Annotated in this window: 15 protein-coding genes; 8 read left to right on the top strand and 7 right to left on the bottom strand. The window is 66.4% G+C overall.

The window, feature by feature from the left end; genetic code table 11:
* Positions 1–35 precede the first annotated feature (35 nt).
* The 3 genes from Pla123a_RS14890 to Pla123a_RS14880 form a co-directional block, all read right to left on the bottom strand.
* Complete coding sequence (locus tag Pla123a_RS14890) at positions 36–1,073, bottom strand: hypothetical protein (protein WP_146588326.1); 1,038 nt, start codon at positions 1,071–1,073, stop codon at positions 36–38.
* Positions 1,074–1,121: 48 nt separating this feature from the next.
* The gene (locus tag Pla123a_RS14885; RefSeq protein WP_146588324.1) at positions 1,122–1,385 is read right to left on the bottom strand and encodes a helix-turn-helix domain-containing protein; all 264 of its coding nucleotides are present in this window, start codon (positions 1,383–1,385) and stop codon (positions 1,122–1,124) included.
* A gap of 369 nt (positions 1,386–1,754) precedes the next feature.
* Positions 1,755–2,579 (bottom strand): hypothetical protein, encoded by an 825-nt coding sequence (locus tag Pla123a_RS14880; RefSeq protein WP_146588322.1) that lies wholly within the window; start codon positions 2,577–2,579, stop codon positions 1,755–1,757.
* 685 nt (positions 2,580–3,264) lie between these two features.
* Here Pla123a_RS14880 and leuC point away from each other — a divergent pair.
* Genes leuC through Pla123a_RS14860 form a run of 4 tightly spaced genes read left to right on the top strand, consistent with a single transcriptional unit; the run spans position 3,265 to position 6,817 of the window.
* A complete protein-coding gene (gene leuC / locus Pla123a_RS14875) occupies positions 3,265–4,677 on the top strand; it encodes a 3-isopropylmalate dehydratase large subunit (RefSeq protein ID WP_146588320.1) in 1,413 nt (470 codons plus the stop codon).
* Between the two features lie 10 nt (positions 4,678–4,687).
* Complete coding sequence (locus Pla123a_RS25310) at positions 4,688–5,176, top strand: DUF4262 domain-containing protein (RefSeq protein WP_146588318.1); 489 nt, start codon at positions 4,688–4,690, stop codon at positions 5,174–5,176.
* Positions 5,177–5,232: 56 nt separating this feature from the next.
* Entirely contained in the window at positions 5,233–5,826 is a 594-nt protein-coding gene (gene leuD, locus Pla123a_RS14865) for a 3-isopropylmalate dehydratase small subunit (protein WP_146588316.1), read from the top strand.
* Entirely contained in the window at positions 5,813–6,817 is a 1,005-nt protein-coding gene (locus Pla123a_RS14860; RefSeq protein WP_197527985.1) for a hypothetical protein, read from the top strand. The genes leuD and Pla123a_RS14860 overlap by 14 nt, the downstream gene beginning before the upstream one ends.
* A gap of 99 nt (positions 6,818–6,916) precedes the next feature.
* On the opposite strand, the gene Pla123a_RS14855 is transcribed toward Pla123a_RS14860, so the two are convergent.
* From Pla123a_RS14855 to egtD, 3 genes are all read right to left on the bottom strand, one after another.
* Positions 6,917–8,164 carry a hypothetical protein gene (locus Pla123a_RS14855; protein WP_146588312.1) on the bottom strand — a complete coding sequence of 416 codons (1,248 nt, stop codon included), beginning with the start codon at positions 8,162–8,164 and terminating at the stop codon, positions 6,917–6,919.
* 501 nt (positions 8,165–8,665) lie between these two features.
* Positions 8,666–9,973, bottom strand: a complete 1,308-nt coding sequence (gene egtB, locus Pla123a_RS14850) for an ergothioneine biosynthesis protein EgtB (RefSeq protein ID WP_146588310.1) — start codon at positions 9,971–9,973, stop codon at positions 8,666–8,668.
* 50 nt (positions 9,974–10,023) lie between these two features.
* Positions 10,024–10,998, bottom strand: coding sequence for an L-histidine N(alpha)-methyltransferase (gene egtD, locus Pla123a_RS14845; protein ID WP_146588308.1), 975 nt, complete (start codon positions 10,996–10,998; stop codon positions 10,024–10,026).
* Between the two features lie 421 nt (positions 10,999–11,419).
* Here egtD and Pla123a_RS14840 point away from each other — a divergent pair, with 421 nt between their 5' ends.
* Positions 11,420–12,433 carry a hypothetical protein gene (locus tag Pla123a_RS14840; RefSeq protein WP_146588306.1) on the top strand — a complete coding sequence of 338 codons (1,014 nt, stop codon included), beginning with the start codon at positions 11,420–11,422 and terminating at the stop codon, positions 12,431–12,433.
* Between the two features lie 28 nt (positions 12,434–12,461).
* On the opposite strand, the gene Pla123a_RS14835 is transcribed toward Pla123a_RS14840, so the two are convergent.
* Positions 12,462–12,944: a thioredoxin family protein gene (locus Pla123a_RS14835; RefSeq protein WP_146588304.1), complete on the bottom strand. Its 483-nt coding sequence runs from the start codon at positions 12,942–12,944 to the stop codon at positions 12,462–12,464.
* A gap of 104 nt (positions 12,945–13,048) precedes the next feature.
* Here Pla123a_RS14835 and Pla123a_RS14830 point away from each other — a divergent pair, with 104 nt between their 5' ends.
* From Pla123a_RS14830 to Pla123a_RS14820, 3 genes are all read left to right on the top strand, one after another.
* The gene (locus Pla123a_RS14830; protein WP_146588302.1) at positions 13,049–13,570 is read left to right on the top strand and encodes a peptide chain release factor family protein; all 522 of its coding nucleotides are present in this window, start codon (positions 13,049–13,051) and stop codon (positions 13,568–13,570) included.
* A 111-nt stretch (positions 13,571–13,681) separates the two neighbouring features.
* Entirely contained in the window at positions 13,682–14,359 is a 678-nt protein-coding gene (locus Pla123a_RS14825; protein WP_146588300.1) for an HAD family hydrolase, read from the top strand.
* 18 nt (positions 14,360–14,377) lie between these two features.
* The gene (locus Pla123a_RS14820) at positions 14,378–15,133 is read left to right on the top strand and encodes an MOSC domain-containing protein (protein ID WP_146588298.1); all 756 of its coding nucleotides are present in this window, start codon (positions 14,378–14,380) and stop codon (positions 15,131–15,133) included.
* The last annotated feature ends 136 nt before the right edge of the window (positions 15,134–15,269 follow it).

Genomic DNA, 15,269 nt, shown 5'->3' with positions numbered 1-15,269 from the left:
TGGAATGGGTGATTTGGTTCTCGAGAGGCGGCCGGCTACTCGGCTAGGTCGCTCGGCAGCGGCCAGGCGGCGGTGGCCATGACCGACTCGATGGCCTTGCCATGCTCGCGGAGGGCGGCCAGGTCCTTGGTCGCGGCCGCGCGGTCGATTTGGCAGCGGGCCTTGCGGGCCCGGGCATCCCCGAGCTGCGATTCGATGGTCTGCTGCTCTTCGATGAACCGCTCGCGACTCTTCTTGGCCTCGTAGTCGCCAGCGACGGCGCCGGCCAGCAGCTGCAAGCGTTGCACGACCCCCGCCCTGGACTTGCTGAGCTCCTCAATCCGACGCTCGACGCCGGAGAGCTCCCGGCTCAAACGTTCGGCGGTTTCGCCCGCCAACCGGATCGCCTGCTGGTTGTCGTCGTACGCTTGGCGGAGCCAGTCCGGGGAGGAGTTTCGCAGCTTGAGCCAGGCTTGAATCTCGCCTTGGCTGCGACGCTGGGCATCTTGCTGCTTGATGCTGAGCTCCGAGATCTTCTCGCGGATGGGCTGCGCGGCCTTCTGCAGCTTGGCCTGCTGTTCGGTGATCTGCTTCCCGAGCTCGTCGACCTCCACCTGAGCAGCCGCAGCGTCTGCCTGGCGCCGGATGATCGCACCCCGCGACTCGATTTGCAGCAGCAGCTTCCCGAGGTCGGCGACGGTTGACCCGATCGCCTCCAGGCGGGCTTCGACGTCCTCGGCCTCAGCCTTGCCGCTGGCCACCTCGAGGGCGATCTCGTCGAGGGTCTCGATCGTCGCCAGGTCGCGTTGATGCTGGCGGCCGGTCAGGGTGGCCATGATGGCGCGGCCGCCGTCGAGAACCGCCGACCGGGCCTCGATCGCCGAAGCATCGGCGCGGCAGCGTTTCGCCGTGGTCGCCCAATCCTGGACGGCCCGGACGGTCCAGAAGGGCTCGCCGGCTCTGTAGCCGCTGGGGGTCGGCTTCTCGCCGATGAGGCCGCCGAGCTGCATGATCTGCTCGAGCTGCTGCTCGTTGAGGTCGCCGGATTGCATGATCGCGCGGGCTTGTTCGACCGCGACTTGAGTGACTGACATAGCGTTCATCTCCTGAGTGTCTGCCGGCGGCTTCGGCCGCTGGCGGGGTTAGACTTGTCGCTGCCGAGCCAGGTAGGCCAACAGCTCTGTTTTCTCGTAGCCGATGCGGCCGCCGAGTTTGGTGGCGGTGATCTCGCCGCGGCGCCTCGCGTCGGCCAGCTGGTGCGGGCGAATCCCTAGCAGCTGAGCCGCTTCGGGCTCCGGGTAGGCGAGTCGCCCGTCTCCGCCGGCCGTGAGCAGGTCCTGCAGGGCCTGGCTGACGACGGCTTCGACGATGGGTCGCAGGTCGGCGGGGTCGAGGTTGATCGTCATTGCGACACAGCCTCCCGGTTCTGACGCTGGTCGAACTGGACTCGCATACCGAACCGCTCGAGCAGCTCTCGGCGAGCGGCTCTCTCGAGGTCGGTGTCGCCACTTAGGCGAGCAGCCCGGACAATCGCAACGAGTGTCGACGGGCTGTCAGAGCAGGCTGTCTGGTGCGTCGTGGGCATGGCGTGAAGCCTTGAGGGCAGGATGACTGGGGTCTCTACCCATTCCGCGTTCGTTCGGTTTTCGAAACCGAACGAACGGCCTATCTGGCACTTCGCGCACGAAAAAAGCCGGCGTTCCTCGGGGAATGCCGGCTCAAGAAATTCTGAGAATCTTCGGACGCCGTTCGGTTTTTCTAACCGAACGTTCGGTTTAGCTGCTCATTCGGTCCTGCTTCTGCATCTCGCGAACGCGCTGCAGGTTCTTCCAGGTTTCGCATCCGTGGATCGTGCTCACGGAGCAGTCGAGCGCGGTAGCGAACTGCCGTGCAGACCAAGCAGCCGCCTCTGGGGTACTTTCCAGGAGGTCTCGCATTCGCTCGTTGATGGTTTTCTTGGTGCCGGCTGGCCTCCCTCCGACCTTCCGGGTGGGCTCCCTGCTGGCCTCTGGCGGCGGATCTGCAACAGATGCTGTCGCTACCAAAATCTGCCACTCCTGCGTCAACCGGACGCCGAGCTCCTGGCTCGCTACCCTGTAATCTTCCTGCAAGATGTCGCACCTCTCAGCGTCGAGCCCTTCTGGGTCCTCCGTCAGCAGCGAGTAGATCGCTTCAGTCGCTTCGTGAAACCGCTCCTCGCTGCTCACCGCCGCCGAGAACATGCCGCGAGCGCAGAAGCAGAGCACCGGGGAGAGATGGGAGATCGCCTCGAATGCCGTCGCGAAAGGTTGCCCAAGGAATCTGATCGGAGGCAAAGTGTTGACGATCTGAGCTTCGATCGTATCGAGGTCCGTTACCTCGGACCGACCCACCAGGCACATGGAATACACCTGACCAGCGAAGCCGTAGGCGCCCTGCAGGTACTCGATAGCTCCACCAGCTGCCTGCGCCTCTGGCCAGAGCTCATCCATATGTTCGAGCCGACTTGAGAGCTCGAAGCTAGAACTTCCAGCGTGGAAGTAGTCCAGAGCCTCTCCATACCGCTTCAGGCAATTCTCCCCCATGCGGCGGAGTTTGGTGACTTTCTGTGCGTCAAGCATCGATAGCTCCCATCGTTTGCCGACCCGCACGCCGCGCCGCGATGGGAGTAGCGGCGACGGCGTCGCGAGTCGCGGGGCCATCCGTCGATGACGCCCGGTAGTCCTCCGGCAGGGGCCGCAACTGCAGCAGCTGCACAGTAGAGGCAGTCGCTGCAGCGAGGCGCCGCGGTGATCGGCCGCGGCCCGGCTGGTCCATTGTACCCCCGGTGCGTCCGGAGATAACACATCGGAAAACCCGAGCCTCTGACCCTCCAGAAACCCTCCACGCTGCCCCCGCGTCGGCCAACCTTGGCCAATCCTAGGCGCATGAAAAACCCTGCGATTCCCGAAGGAAACGCAGGGTGTGGTTGGTAGCGGTTGGGCTCACGCAAGATTAAAAGTCCGATGCTCTACCAACTGAGCTACGGGCTCATTCTCAAGGCGGCCTGATTCATGGACGCCTGCTTCCGGCTCGGGCGGGGCCGCTGCTGGTGGGGGCGGCCGGCGCTGGGGAGCCTCTGCGAGGACCCATCGGGCCCCGCGGGGTTCGCATTTTAGCCGTAATGGCCGCAGGGTGTTAGCCCTGCTTTGGCCGGCCGCTACCCCAGGGCGAACCCGCGGTTTACACTGGTGGTCTTACGAAAAACGGGGGGCTGGGCATGACGCCCGGCCGCGATCACTCGAACTACCCTCCCTACCGACTGCCATGACTGCTTCGGCTCCACGCACGCTGTTTGAGAAAATCTGGGACAACCACGTCGTCCACTCCGAGGAGGGCCGCCAGACCATCCTGTACATCGACCTTCAGCTAGTGCACGAGGTGACCAGCGCCCAGGCGTTTGAAGGCTTGCGGCTGGCCGGCCGCCAAGTGCGGCGCCCCGGGCGGACAATCGCCACGGCCGACCACAATGTCCCCACGACCGACCGCAGCCTGCCGATCGCCGACCCGATCTCCAAGCAGCAGATCGACACCCTCGAGTCCAACTGCAGCGAGTTCGGCATCCAGTACTACGGCCTGGGCCACGTCAACCAGGGCGTGGTGCACGTGATGGGGCCCGAGCTGGGCTACACGCAGCCGGGCATGACCATCGTCTGCGGCGACAGCCACACCTCGACGCACGGCGCGTTTGGCGCCCTGGCGTTCGGCATCGGCACCAGCGAGGTCGAGCACGTGCTAGCCACGCAGACGCTGCTGCAGTCGAAGCCGAAGACGCTCGAGCTGCGGGTCGACGGCGGGCTCGGCTTCGGCGTGACGGCCAAGGACCTCGTGATGTACCTGATCGGCAAGCTGACCACCGCCGGCGGCACCGGGTACTGCATCGAGTACACCGGCGACGCCATCCGCAGCCTGTCGATGGAGGGCCGCATGACGGTCTGCAACATGTCGATCGAGGCGGGCGCCCGGGCCGGCATGATCTCGCCGGACGAGACCACCTTCAACTACATCAAGGGCCGCAAGTTCGCCCCGCAGGGCGCCGACTGGGACAAGGCGGTCGCCGAGTGGAAGCAGTTGCCGACCGACCCCGGCGCGGCCTACGACAAGTCGCTCACGTTCGACGGCGCCGACATCGCCCCGCAGGTGAGCTGGGGCACCAACCCCGGCCAGGTGGCGAGCGTCAACAGCAGCATCCCCAACCCGGCCGACTTCACCGACCCGACCGACCAGAAGACCACCGCCCAGGCTCTGGAGTACATGGGCATCGCGGCCGGCACCCCGATCACCGACCTCAAGCTCGACCGCGTGTTCATCGGCAGCTGCACCAACGGCCGCATCGAGGACCTGCGGGCAGCGGCCGAGGTCGCCAAGGGCAAGAAGGTCGCCTCGCACGTCGACGCGATGGTGGTGCCGGGCTCCGGCATCGTCAAGCAGCAGGCCGAGGAAGAAGGCCTGGACAAGATCTTCAAGGAGGCCGGCTTCGACTGGCGCGAGGCGGGCTGCAGCATGTGCCTGGCGATGAACCCGGACAAGCTCGAGCCAGGCCAACGGTGCGCGTCGACCTCCAACCGCAACTTCGAAGGCCGCCAGGGCCGCGGCGGGCGGACCCATCTGGTCAGCCCAGCGATGGCCGCCGCCGCCGCTTGTGCGGGGCACTTTGTCGACGTGCGTGAGTGGAAGTAGGTAGGCTGCCATGAGCGAGGATCAGGAGATTCTTGAAGCTGTCGATCGCCATGGGTGGCAGGCGATCAACATCTCCGACACCGATCCTCCCTTCATGTATACCGTAGGGCTAACCAAGACCTTCAAGCACCCGGAAGCAATCACGATTGGCCTTGAGCCGAGTACCGCCCAACGACTGCTATCCGATTTCGTCGAAGGGCTCCGTATGGGGCTACGATTCGATTGTGATGGAACCTCGGATCACGAAGTGTTTGCAAGCGAGGTGGGGTTTAGGAGAGTAGACGAATCGCAACACCCAGTCTTCGCTGGCTATGCGATGTCTTTCTGTCGCCTTTCAAATCTAAGCTTAGACGTTGTTCAAGTTTTCTGGCCCGACTCACACGGTAAGTTTCCGTTTGAGGCGAATTGTGACGAGTCCTGTTATCGGCTGCAGCCACGTCTAGATATCCCACTCACCGCGTCTGAGTCACAAGAGTTTAGATGGATGGATGACCTCTAAATCGCTCGCCATCGACTCGATTGCGCAAACCACACCATTAACCAAATCGCTCTCTCATGAATCCCTTCACCGTACACACCGGCCTGGTCGCCGCCATGGACCGGGCCAATGTCGACACCGACCAGATCATCCCCAAGCAGTTCCTCAAGCGGATCGAGCGGACCGGCTTTGGCGAGTTCCTGTTCTGGGACTGGCGGAAGAAGCCGGACGGCAGCGAGGACCCGGACTTCGAGCTCAACAAGCCCGAGGCCCAGGGAGCCAGCGTGCTGTTGGCCCGGCGGAATTTCGGCAGCGGATCGAGCCGCGAGCACGCCCCGTGGGCGCTGGAGGACTACGGCTTCCTGGTGATCGTCGCGCCGAGCTTCGCCGACATCTTCTACAACAACTGCTTCAAGAACGGCATGCTGCCAATCGTGCTGAGCGAGGAGCAGGTCGAGGAGCTGTTCCAGCGGGCCGCCAAGCACCCCGGCTACAAGCTGACCGCCGACCTCAACACGCAGAAGGTGACCGACGAGCACGGCTTCGAGGCCTCGTTCGAGGTCGATGAGTTCCGCCGCCACTGCCTGCTGAACGGCCTGGACCACATCAGCCTGACGCTAGAAAACGAAGACAAGATCTCGGCCTACGAGGCGAGTCATGGCATCGCGTAGCAGGGGCCGGGCCCTTCGGGCGCGTCGCATCCCGTTGCTGCTCCTGCTGGCCCTGTCCGCGCCGCTGCCGGTGCTAGGCGACGGCCCGACCGAGGTGCTGGTCGCCGGTCTCGCCGGGGCAATCGACCTGGCCGCCTCGCCCGCCGCGTCGGGCGGCGTGCTGATCGCCCAGCAGCGAGGTGACACGGCGGTGGCCTACTGGGCGCCGGGCTACACCGACGCGAAGCCCCTGGTCGCAGGACCGCCGGCCGAGCTAGAGAGCCCGGCGGCCAAGCCGACCGCAATCGCTTTCCTTTCCCCCACACACTTCGTTGTTGCGTGGCGGGACCAAGCCGCGGCCGCGGCCGTTTCGCTGCACGAGTTTAATCCACTCGATTCGCCGTCCGACTCGGTGCGGCTCAAGAGCATCCGGCGACTCGACGCGGAAGAGCTTCCCGGCGGCGGCTCATTACTAGCCTGCTTGGCGCGCGGCGAGAAGTTCCTCTACACCTGCGGCGGCACGCCCGCCCGGCTGCTCCGCGCCCGGCACAACGCGGGCTTGCTAAGCCGGTTCCGCGTTGTCTCGCAGCTCGATCGGCCGGCAACCGCATGCTGCGAAACGCCCGAGGGCTACCTGCTGGCGACGGTCGACGCGTCGATCGTGTTCTTCAACCCGGCCGAGCCCGACTCGCCCCCGCTGGTCACCTACGACACGGGCCTCGATCAGATCTCGGCGGTCGCCTATGGGCAGGCCCCGCGGCCCTACAGCCGGTTGCTGTACGTGCTCGGGGAAGGTCGAGGCTCCGCCGCGAAGCCGGGACGCCGGCCGGCCGGGCTGTACCGACTCGACGCCGGGCTCGACACGCACGACCGGCCGACCTGCGACGCGTCGCTGGTCCTGGCAGCAGACGGGCTCGTGGCAATGTCGTTCGCGGCCGACGGCGGGCTGCTGCTCGTTCAGGCAGAGGACAACGGCAGCGCCCGACTGCTTCGCGTGGCAGACGAATTGTAGTCGGCGCACAAGAAAACCCGGGCGGGTTTGATACCCGCCCGGGTTCAACCGCGTCGTCCCGGCACGTTGCCGGGCGACGGCGATCACTCGGGGGCCAGACTACTCCTTGTCCATCACGGCGGGCGCCTCGGTCATGGTGTTGGCCGAGGTGTTCTCGCTGGCCTTGATGTCGGCGTCTGCGTTGCTGCCGGCCGGGCCGTCAGCGGCCGCATCTACGTTCGCGTCGGCGTCAGCATCGATGTCAGCTTGGTCAGCATCGCTCTTCGGAGCCGAATCGGCGTCGGCCTGCCCGCTATCCTCCGCCGAAGCCCTAGCAGCTGCGTCGGTCTGGGCGTTGCTATTCAGGTCAGCCTGGCCAGACTCGGCGTCCTGCTCGCTGTTAGCCGAGGTACCCAGGATCGCGTCCCGCGACGGGGCTTCCGGAAGGTCCGCGTTCCGGTCCTCGAAGTCGCCGGGGGTCGGCGCCGGCGGCGGGGTCACAGGACGGGCGGCGGTGTAGCGCTGAGCCTGATCGCCATTGTTCTGCTGACTGGCGGACTGGTCCTGCTGATCTCCATGCTGGCTCTGCTGGTCGCGGTTCGACTGAGCGGCCTGAGTGCTCAAGGTCGAGATCACGGTCACCAAGCGACGCTTGCCGTCGATGCACATGTACTCCTGGTGCTGCCCCTGCGGCTGGCCCTGCTGCTGAGTCGTAGCGTACTGGGCCTGCTGGTGCTGGCCCTGCTGGTGCTGGCCCCCTGCAGGTTGGCCGTCAGTGTACTGCGCCTGCTGAGCGCCGTACGGCTGGCCGTTGTCCACGTACTGACCGTTCACAACCTGACGGTCGTTGTAGCCGCGGTTCATACGGTTCTGGCCGGAGTAGTTCACCCAGCGACCATCTTGCTGCACCATCCAGGTGTTCATCGGGGTGCGGTACCACCAAGCGCCGTTCCGCTCGACGAAGCGCCAGTTCGCGTTGCGGTCCGCATCGTCGAAGTCACGCGAAGCCCGGTCCCTCTCACGAGAGTCGATATTGGCGTTGCTGCGGTTTAGTCGACTCTGGCCATCCATGTCCCAGTTGGATCCACGGTCCTCACGGTCCTCACGGTTCAGGCGGCCGCGGTTGCCGAGGTTGCCGTTGGCGTCGACTCGGCCGTTGCGGAGCGAGTCGACCCCGCGGCGGGCGGCGTCAGCGGTGTTGCGGACGCCTTCGCGGGCGATGTCGCCGGTTATCTCGGCCTTGCCCGCCAAGTTCTGGGCGCCGCGACTCACGTCGCGACCAACGTTATCGACAACGCTCTGGCCGTAGCCGCTCGTCGTCATGACGCCGGCAATCAGCATCGAGGTGAAGAAAGAATACATACGCATGAGGTTCTCCAATCATATTCGTAATCGTGTTGCTTATGGCAGCCGCCCTGCGAGTCCGCCCGTCGAGGTTGCTCGCCGTTGTTGCTCTGAGCAGTTGCCGCTTCGTGGCTTGTAGAAATTGCAACCGCTATGCCACTCGGCACGCGACGCCGGAAAGCAGCGCACCACGAGGGCAGAAGGCGCACACTGCTTGGCAACCGACCGCTCTTACCCGCACAAATGTGAAGTTGACGCTCCCGCGGCAACCCGCGCCGCGGCATACACAGGATGCCCGGCGACACAATGGCGGCCAAAGACCCAGTAGGATCGATGCGCGGTCGCCGAGCCAATGACTCGCGAACGACCGCCAACGCTGCTAGCGAGCCAATGCGAGACCACCATGGCGCGGCGGCCGGCGCCTGCACACGCGGAGATTGCTTGCCGCCGCCCCGCCGATCGGCCGTCAATGGCGTGCGGACCTTCCGGGCAGAAAGGCGGCCCTCGCCCGCGGCGGCTTGCTAACTAGGCGAGCCTCGCCAGCCGAACGCCCGAAAACTGCCAGCGGGCGGCGGTCGAGAAGAAGTTGCGGTACGTCGCGCGGAGATGATCCGACGACGACGCGCACGAACCGCCGCGCAGCACGTATTGGTTGCACATGAACTTGCCGTTGTACTCGCCGAGCGCCCCGGGGGGCGGGCGGTAGCCCGGGTAGGCGGTGTAGCTGCTGCTGGTCCATTCCCACGAGTCGCCGTAGAGACGGCACAGCGGGCCCACGTCGTCCTCGGCATGGCGCACCTCCGCGGCCGGGTGCGGCGCCAGCCCGGATTGCATCAGCACATCGGCAAAGTTGCCAACAATAGGCTGCGCGGCCGCGGCGGCTTCCCACTCGGCTTCGGTCGGCAGCCGCGCGCCGGACCAGCGGGCGAACGCGTCGGCCTCAAAGTAGCTGAGGTGCGTCACCGGCCGGTCGGCCTGCAGTGGGATACGACCGGCGAGCGAGAACTCACTCCAATCGCCGCCATCGTTGCGCCAGTAGATCGGCGCGGCCCAGCCCTCGCCCTGCACCGTCGCCCAGCCCTCCGACAACCAAAGCTCCGGCCGGGAGTAGCCGTCGTCGGCTATGAAGGCCTGGTACTCACCGCAGGTGGCGGGCGAGTTGCGCAGCTGGTACGCGTCGAGCCACACGCGGTGCCGCGGCGACTCGTTGTCGTAGGCGAAGCCCGCGTCGGCGTGCCCAACCTCGTAGTTCCCCTCGTCGAAGGTTGTCCATCCAGTGTCGGGCGCCGCAACTGCTGGCTCCTGGTCAAGGCCTCCGGGAATCACCGCCGGCTGCAGTGGATTGATGGAGAACGCGTGTTTGATATCGGTCAGGATCAGCTCTTGGTGCTGCTGCTCGTGGTGCAGACCGAGCTCGATAATGGCAGCCGCGTCGGGGTCGCGCTCGGTGAGCCCCGCGTCTAGCGCCCCGCGCAATGACTCGTCTACCGCCCGACGATACCTGCGTGCCTGGTCGAGGGTCGGCCGGCTGAGCACCCCGCGGAGAGCCCGCGGGAACGGCGTCCCGACCGTGTTGTAGTACGAATTGAAGAGCGACTCGAAAGCGGCGTCGACCGGCCGGTAGCCGTCGAGCCTGGCGAGCACGAAGGTCTCAAAGAACCAAGTGGTGTGCGCCAGGTGCCACTTCACGGGGCTGGCGTCCGACATCGACTGAACGGTGGCGTCTTCGGGACCGAGGTCGGCGGTGAGCCGATCGGTAAAACCGCGGACCCCGGCGTAGCGTTCCGAAAGGCTGGGCTTCGTATTGCCTGGCGTTGTCGTGAGCAGTGACACGCGTGCTCCCCGTTTGCGTGGATACCTGGGCGTGGTAGATGGCGGACGGCCTAGATGGACGTCTTGGTCGGCGACATCAGCAGCACGGCGAAGTAGCGGCGGCGGTCGTTCCACTGGCGGCGCAGCTCAAATCCTGCCTGATCCGCCATCGCGGCGAACTGCGGGATCGTGTACTTGTGAGAGTACTCGGTGCGGATCGGCTCGCCGCGGCCGAAGCTGATCTCCCGCCCGCGGACCTCGTGCCGCTGGTCGCACCGGCTGACCAGCGCGGCCTCGATGCGGCCCTTCGCGGTGTTGTAGTGGGCGTGGTAGTCGAAGTCGTCGACCGGGATCTCAGCGCCGAGCTCACGGTTGATACGCCGCAGCAGGTTCTTGGTGAACTCCGCAGTAACGCCTTCGCGGTCGTTGTAGGCGGCGTGGATCACCTGCGGGTCCTTCTGCAGGTCGACGCCGATCAGGGCCTGACCGTCGTCGCCGCAGAGCGACCGCATGTTCTTCAGCAGGCCGATGGCGTCGGCTTCCTCAAAATTCCCGAGCGTCGAACCGGGGAAGTACGTGACATTCGCCAGCCCGTTGTCGGCCCATTCCGGCAGCTCGATCGGCTGGGTGAAGTCGCCGGGGAGCGGCTCGATCGCCAATTCCGGGAAGTCCGCGGCGAGCGCCTCACAGCTCTCTTCAAGGTGCTCACGCGAGACGTCCACCGGGAGGTAGACCGACGCCGGATCAAGGTGGTCTAGCAGCAACCGCGTCTTCATGCTGCTGCCGCTGCCAAACTCGATCAGGTTGACCGGCCCGCCCAACTGCTCAACGATCTCGGCCGAGCTGGCCCGCATGATCTCTGCTTCCGCCCGGGTGACGTAGTACTCGTCGAGCCCGCAAATCTTGTCGAACAGTTCCGAGCCCCGCTTGTCGTACAGGTGCTTGCTCGAAATCCATTTGGGGTTGTCCGACAACCCAGCAAGCACGTCGGCGGCGAAGCCCGAATCGACTATCTGGTGGGAAGTAGCGGTGTCGAATGCAGTCATGCAGTTGCTGGGGGCGGAGCGAAGCGGGTGAGGAGGTTGTGGGGCGGCTCAAGGGGAATCGAAGGCGTGGTGACTCGCCCGCGGTCAAGCAGCAGCCAGGGTGCAACCGGTATGCCAAACGAGCTAGAAGCGGCCGGCATACGGTAGTGGTGCGACGAATCCAGCTCCTGCAGAAAAGCTGTAGGGACCGACCGGCGGGGTGGGAACCCTGAGTGATGACAAAAAACGACAGTCGCCAAGCCACCAGGGACGTTTCCCCGCAATCCGCTGCACGCCGCTAGTCTAGTGGTCGCGCACCGACCAGGCAACCTTCGAGCAGTTGTAGCTGTCGGGACAGTTAAGTGGATTACGACCACCGCGCCTCCGGGCTTCTAGGTACTAGACTTGCCTAAAAGCCTCGCCGCTCACCCTGGACCGCCGCATGTCTTCCGAACCCCGTCTGCTGGACAATTGGACCCACGCCCAAACCGCGCTCCTGAACCGCGGCAACCTCGTGGCGGGACACAAGCTGCACCAGCTCGACCTGTTTAGCGACCAGGGACTGATCCAGACGCTCGCTTCGCACCCGCGGAGCGCGTTGGGCGTCAACACCATGGGCGACGATCCGGCCAACCGCGGCGACTGGCGCGAGGGCTCCGCCGGCGAGCTCGACGCCGCGACCATGCTGCAGGCGGTCAAGGACGGGCGCCTGTGGCTGAACCTCCGCCGCGTGATGGACTTCCACCCCGAGTACGACCACCTGGTCAACCAGCTGTACGACGAGCTCGAGCAGATCTCGCCCGGGCTGAACACCTTCAACCGTTCGGCGAACCTGCTGATCTCTTCACCGACTGCGCTGGTTTACTACCACATGGACTGCCCGGTGAACATGCTGTGGCACATCCGCGGTGAGAAGCGGGTGTGGGTCTACCCGCTGGAGACCGGCGTGCTGCCCGACTCGACCATCGAGAGCGTGCTGATCGGCGACTCGGCCGAGGAGGTCGAGTACCGCGCCGAGCTCGACGAGATCGCCGAGGTGTACGACGTGCAGCCGGGTCAGATGATCACCTGGCCGCAGCACACGCCGCACCGGGTGGTAAACACCTCGGGGCTGAACATCTCGCTGTCGACCGAGCACATGACCCGGCGTGCGGTCCGCAAGAACAACGTCTACCTGGCGAATCGTCACTTCCGCGACCTGCTCGGCGGCACGTTCCACTCGACCCGGCTCGACGGCTTCGGGGCGGCGGCTAAGGAGGCTGCACTGCGGGTTTGCCGCCGGCTGCCCGGGCTCGCGCCGAACCCGCCCCAGGGGTACGAGTACCCGGTGTCGTTCGAGATCGACCCGGCTTCGCCGAACGGCTATCGGCTGCTCGACGGCACGGACCACGAGGCGCCGATCATCGTGCCGATGCCCAGCCTCGCCGAGGTCGAATCGCTGGCGCCGGTCAACTAGCGGCGCGACTGTCTGCTCGTGGTTACGCTCAGCGGGTCGTCGTCACCGCCGACGCGGGACGCACCGTCGCCTGCGGCTGCGGCGGGGGACCGAACATCAGCTCGGCAAACTTCTGCGGGGGCTGGTAGCCCTCGACCCGGGCGATCTCCTTGCCGTCGGAACCGACGATCACCGTGGTCGGGAACGCCCGGACCTGCAGCTTCTTGACCAGCGCCTGGTTGTCCTCCCGCATCACGGTCACCGGCTCGCAGCTCTGAGCTAGCGCGGCGGCAATCTGCGGGTTGGAGTACGTGTCCCGCAGCATCTTGACGCAGTAGGTGCAGTTCTCGGAGCTGACGAACAACAGCATCGGCCGCTTCGTCTTCTGCGCCGCCTGCCAGGCCGCGTCGACCGACGGGTGGCGGAACACCGGCGCGTTGTGGGCCGGCGCGTTCTCAACCGGCCCAGCCAGGGCGGCGGACGAGGGCGTCATGATAAGCAGGGCGAACAGGGCAAGTGCGCGACGTGTCATTGCTAGCAGACTCCGTTAGAATCGTTGGTTCGATGGCTTTGTGTCGGTAGTTATCGGCGCCCCTACGAGGATCGATTGTGCCCCACCATACGGATTAGCAGGAAATGGACGTCGGTTCGCCCCACCCCGCCACACTCCCCGAGGACCAGCTCCGCCAGGCGTGCCAGACGCAACGCCTGCGCAGGTCGGGCCCGGGCGGCCAGCACCGCAACAAGGTCGAGACCGCGGTCGTCCTGACGCACGGGCCGACCGGCATCGCGGCTGAGGCAAACGAGCGCCGCAGCCAGGCAGACAATTTGGCCTCCGCCCTGTTCCGCTTGAGGGTAAAGCTGGCAATCGCCACGCGGGTCGCTGCAGCTGCAACTGAATCTCAGTACCCGAGCGACCTGTGGCGGTCGCGGCTGCGGGGCGGCAAGCTCGCGATCAACCCCGCCCACGCCGACTTCCCGGCCCTCCTCGCCGAGGCGCTCGACGTGCTCTCGGCCAGCGAGTGGGACGACCGCACCGCCGCCGAGCGGCTCTCGATCACCCGCACGCAGCTGGTCCGGTTCCTGCAGCTCGAGCCCGCCGCCCTCGCCCTGCTCAACGACCGCCGCCAGGCCCTGGGCCTGCGTCCCCTGCGCTAGCGCCGCCAGGCACTCGGCCTGCATCCCCTGCGGAAGCGTCGGCGCAGCGGCTACAATCTCTGTTCCACGCCCAGCGACTCCCCTACGAATACTCAACCGTCCGCACCGCTTATGAAGACCTGCCTGTTTGACATCGATGGCACCCTGATCCAGACCGGCGGCGCCGGTCAGGTGGCGTTCGCGCAGACGTTCGACGAGGTGTTCGGTGTCGACGAGATCACCAACTCGGTCTCGTTCGCCGGACGCAGCGACCGGGCGATCGCGCTGGACCTGATGCGTTCGCACGACATCGACGTCAACGAGGAGACTTGGCAGAGCTTCCGCCAGGGCTACGCCGCCCGGCTGCCGGCCGCGCTCGCGGCCTGCGTCGGCCAGGTGCTGCCGGGCGTGCCGTCGCTGATCGACGCCCTGCAGCAGCGCGGCGATGTGCTCATCGGCCTGTTAACCGGCAACCTCGAGCAGACCGCCGAGCTGAAGCTGGCCCACTACGGCCTGTGGGACCACTTCGACTTCGGCGGCTTCGGCGACGTCTGCACCAACCGCGACGACATCGCCGCGGCCGCGGTCCGTGAGGCGGTCGAGCGGGCGCCGGCGCACTGCACGCCGCCCTACACGATCGTCGTGATCGGCGACACGCAGCACGACGTCACCTGCGCGCACTCGGTCGGCGCCAAGGCGGTGGCGGTCCCCACCGGCGGCGCCACCGCGGACCAGCTGCGGCAGGCCAGCCCCGACCTGTTTGTCGAGAGCCTCGAGGACGTCGCGCCGATCCTGCGATGCTTCGACTAGCCCCGCCGGACCACGCCGATGATCACTATCGCCCGACTCACCGTTTACCCGATCAAGTCGCTCGACGGCCTCGACCTGGCCGAGGCGCGGGTGCTCGCCAGCGGCGCCCTGCGGCACGACCGGCGGTACGCGTTCCGCGACGCCGACGACAAGACCGTCAACGCCAAGCGGACAGCGGCGATTCAGCGGCTCCGCTCCGAGTTCCGCCCGGACGCCGCGGCGGTGCGGCTGCAGCACCAGGGCGCATCGAGCGACTGGCTCGAGCTGCCCGACCAACGCGAGGAAGCGGCCGCCTGGGCCGGTGAGCGGCTCGGGCAGGCGTGCACGCTCGACGAGAACCCGTCCCGCGGCTTCCCCGACGACACCGACGCGCCCGGCCCGACGCTAATCAGCACCGCGAGTTTGGCAGCGATCGCCGCGTGGTTCGACCTGCCAGTCGACGAAGCCCGCCGCCGGCTGCGGGCCAATATCGAGATCGACGCGCGCTCGGCGTTCTGGGAGGACCGGTTGGCGGGCCGCGAGTTCATGCTGGGGACCATCCGCTTCGCCGCTACTGGGGTCTGCCAGCGCTGCGCCGTGCCGGTCCGCGACTCGCTCACCGGCGAGACAACCGCCGGCTTCCAGAAGCGGTTCGCCAAGCAGCGCGAGGCCGAGCTGCCCGCCGAGTCGCCCCGCACGGCGTTCGACCACTACTACCGGGCCGCCATCAACACCCGGCTGACCGGCGTGCCCGCCACGCTCCGCGTGGGGGATGCGGTGGAAATCGCCGAGTAGCCCGCTTCCTGAGGGCCCGGCCTGCGTCGGAACTGGCGCCACCGCTACAGCCGGCATACCCCGACGGGAATCACGGCAACCCACCGTTGCAAGGGCGTCCTGCGCCGGTTGGAGCCACCTACGCTTGTCTGCGGCG

The sequence above is a fragment of the Posidoniimonas polymericola genome (assembly GCF_007859935.1).
GTDB classification, from domain to species: Bacteria; Planctomycetota; Planctomycetia; order Pirellulales; family Lacipirellulaceae; genus Posidoniimonas; species Posidoniimonas polymericola.
This window is presented reverse-complemented; position numbering and strand designations above follow the sequence as displayed.

Bases quoted from the DNA above. Each gene is read 5' to 3' on its own strand.
- Pla123a_RS14890 (WP_146588326.1), bottom strand. From the start codon at position 1,073: ATGTCAGTCACTCAAGTCGCGGTCGAACAAGCCCGCGCGATCATGCAA.
- Pla123a_RS14885 (WP_146588324.1), bottom strand. From the start codon at position 1,385: ATGACGATCAACCTCGACCCCGCCGACCTGCGACCCATCGTCGAAGCC.
- Pla123a_RS14880 (WP_146588322.1), bottom strand. From the start codon at position 2,579: ATGCTTGACGCACAGAAAGTCACCAAACTCCGCCGCATGGGGGAGAAT.
- Pla123a_RS14820 (WP_146588298.1), top strand. From the start codon at position 14,378: ATGATCACTATCGCCCGACTCACCGTTTACCCGATCAAGTCGCTCGAC.
- leuC (WP_146588320.1), top strand. From the start codon at position 3,265: ATGACTGCTTCGGCTCCACGCACGCTGTTTGAGAAAATCTGGGACAAC.
- Pla123a_RS14860 (WP_197527985.1), top strand. From the start codon at position 5,813: ATGGCATCGCGTAGCAGGGGCCGGGCCCTTCGGGCGCGTCGCATCCCG.
- Pla123a_RS14825 (WP_146588300.1), top strand. From the start codon at position 13,682: ATGAAGACCTGCCTGTTTGACATCGATGGCACCCTGATCCAGACCGGC.
- Pla123a_RS14855 (WP_146588312.1), bottom strand. From the start codon at position 8,164: ATGCGTATGTATTCTTTCTTCACCTCGATGCTGATTGCCGGCGTCATG.
- leuD (WP_146588316.1), top strand. From the start codon at position 5,233: ATGAATCCCTTCACCGTACACACCGGCCTGGTCGCCGCCATGGACCGG.
- Pla123a_RS14835 (WP_146588304.1), bottom strand. From the start codon at position 12,944: ATGACACGTCGCGCACTTGCCCTGTTCGCCCTGCTTATCATGACGCCC.
- Pla123a_RS25310 (WP_146588318.1), top strand. From the start codon at position 4,688: ATGAGCGAGGATCAGGAGATTCTTGAAGCTGTCGATCGCCATGGGTGG.
- Pla123a_RS14840 (WP_146588306.1), top strand. From the start codon at position 11,420: ATGTCTTCCGAACCCCGTCTGCTGGACAATTGGACCCACGCCCAAACC.
- egtD (WP_146588308.1), bottom strand. From the start codon at position 10,998: ATGACTGCATTCGACACCGCTACTTCCCACCAGATAGTCGATTCGGGC.
- Pla123a_RS14830 (WP_146588302.1), top strand. From the start codon at position 13,049: ATGGACGTCGGTTCGCCCCACCCCGCCACACTCCCCGAGGACCAGCTC.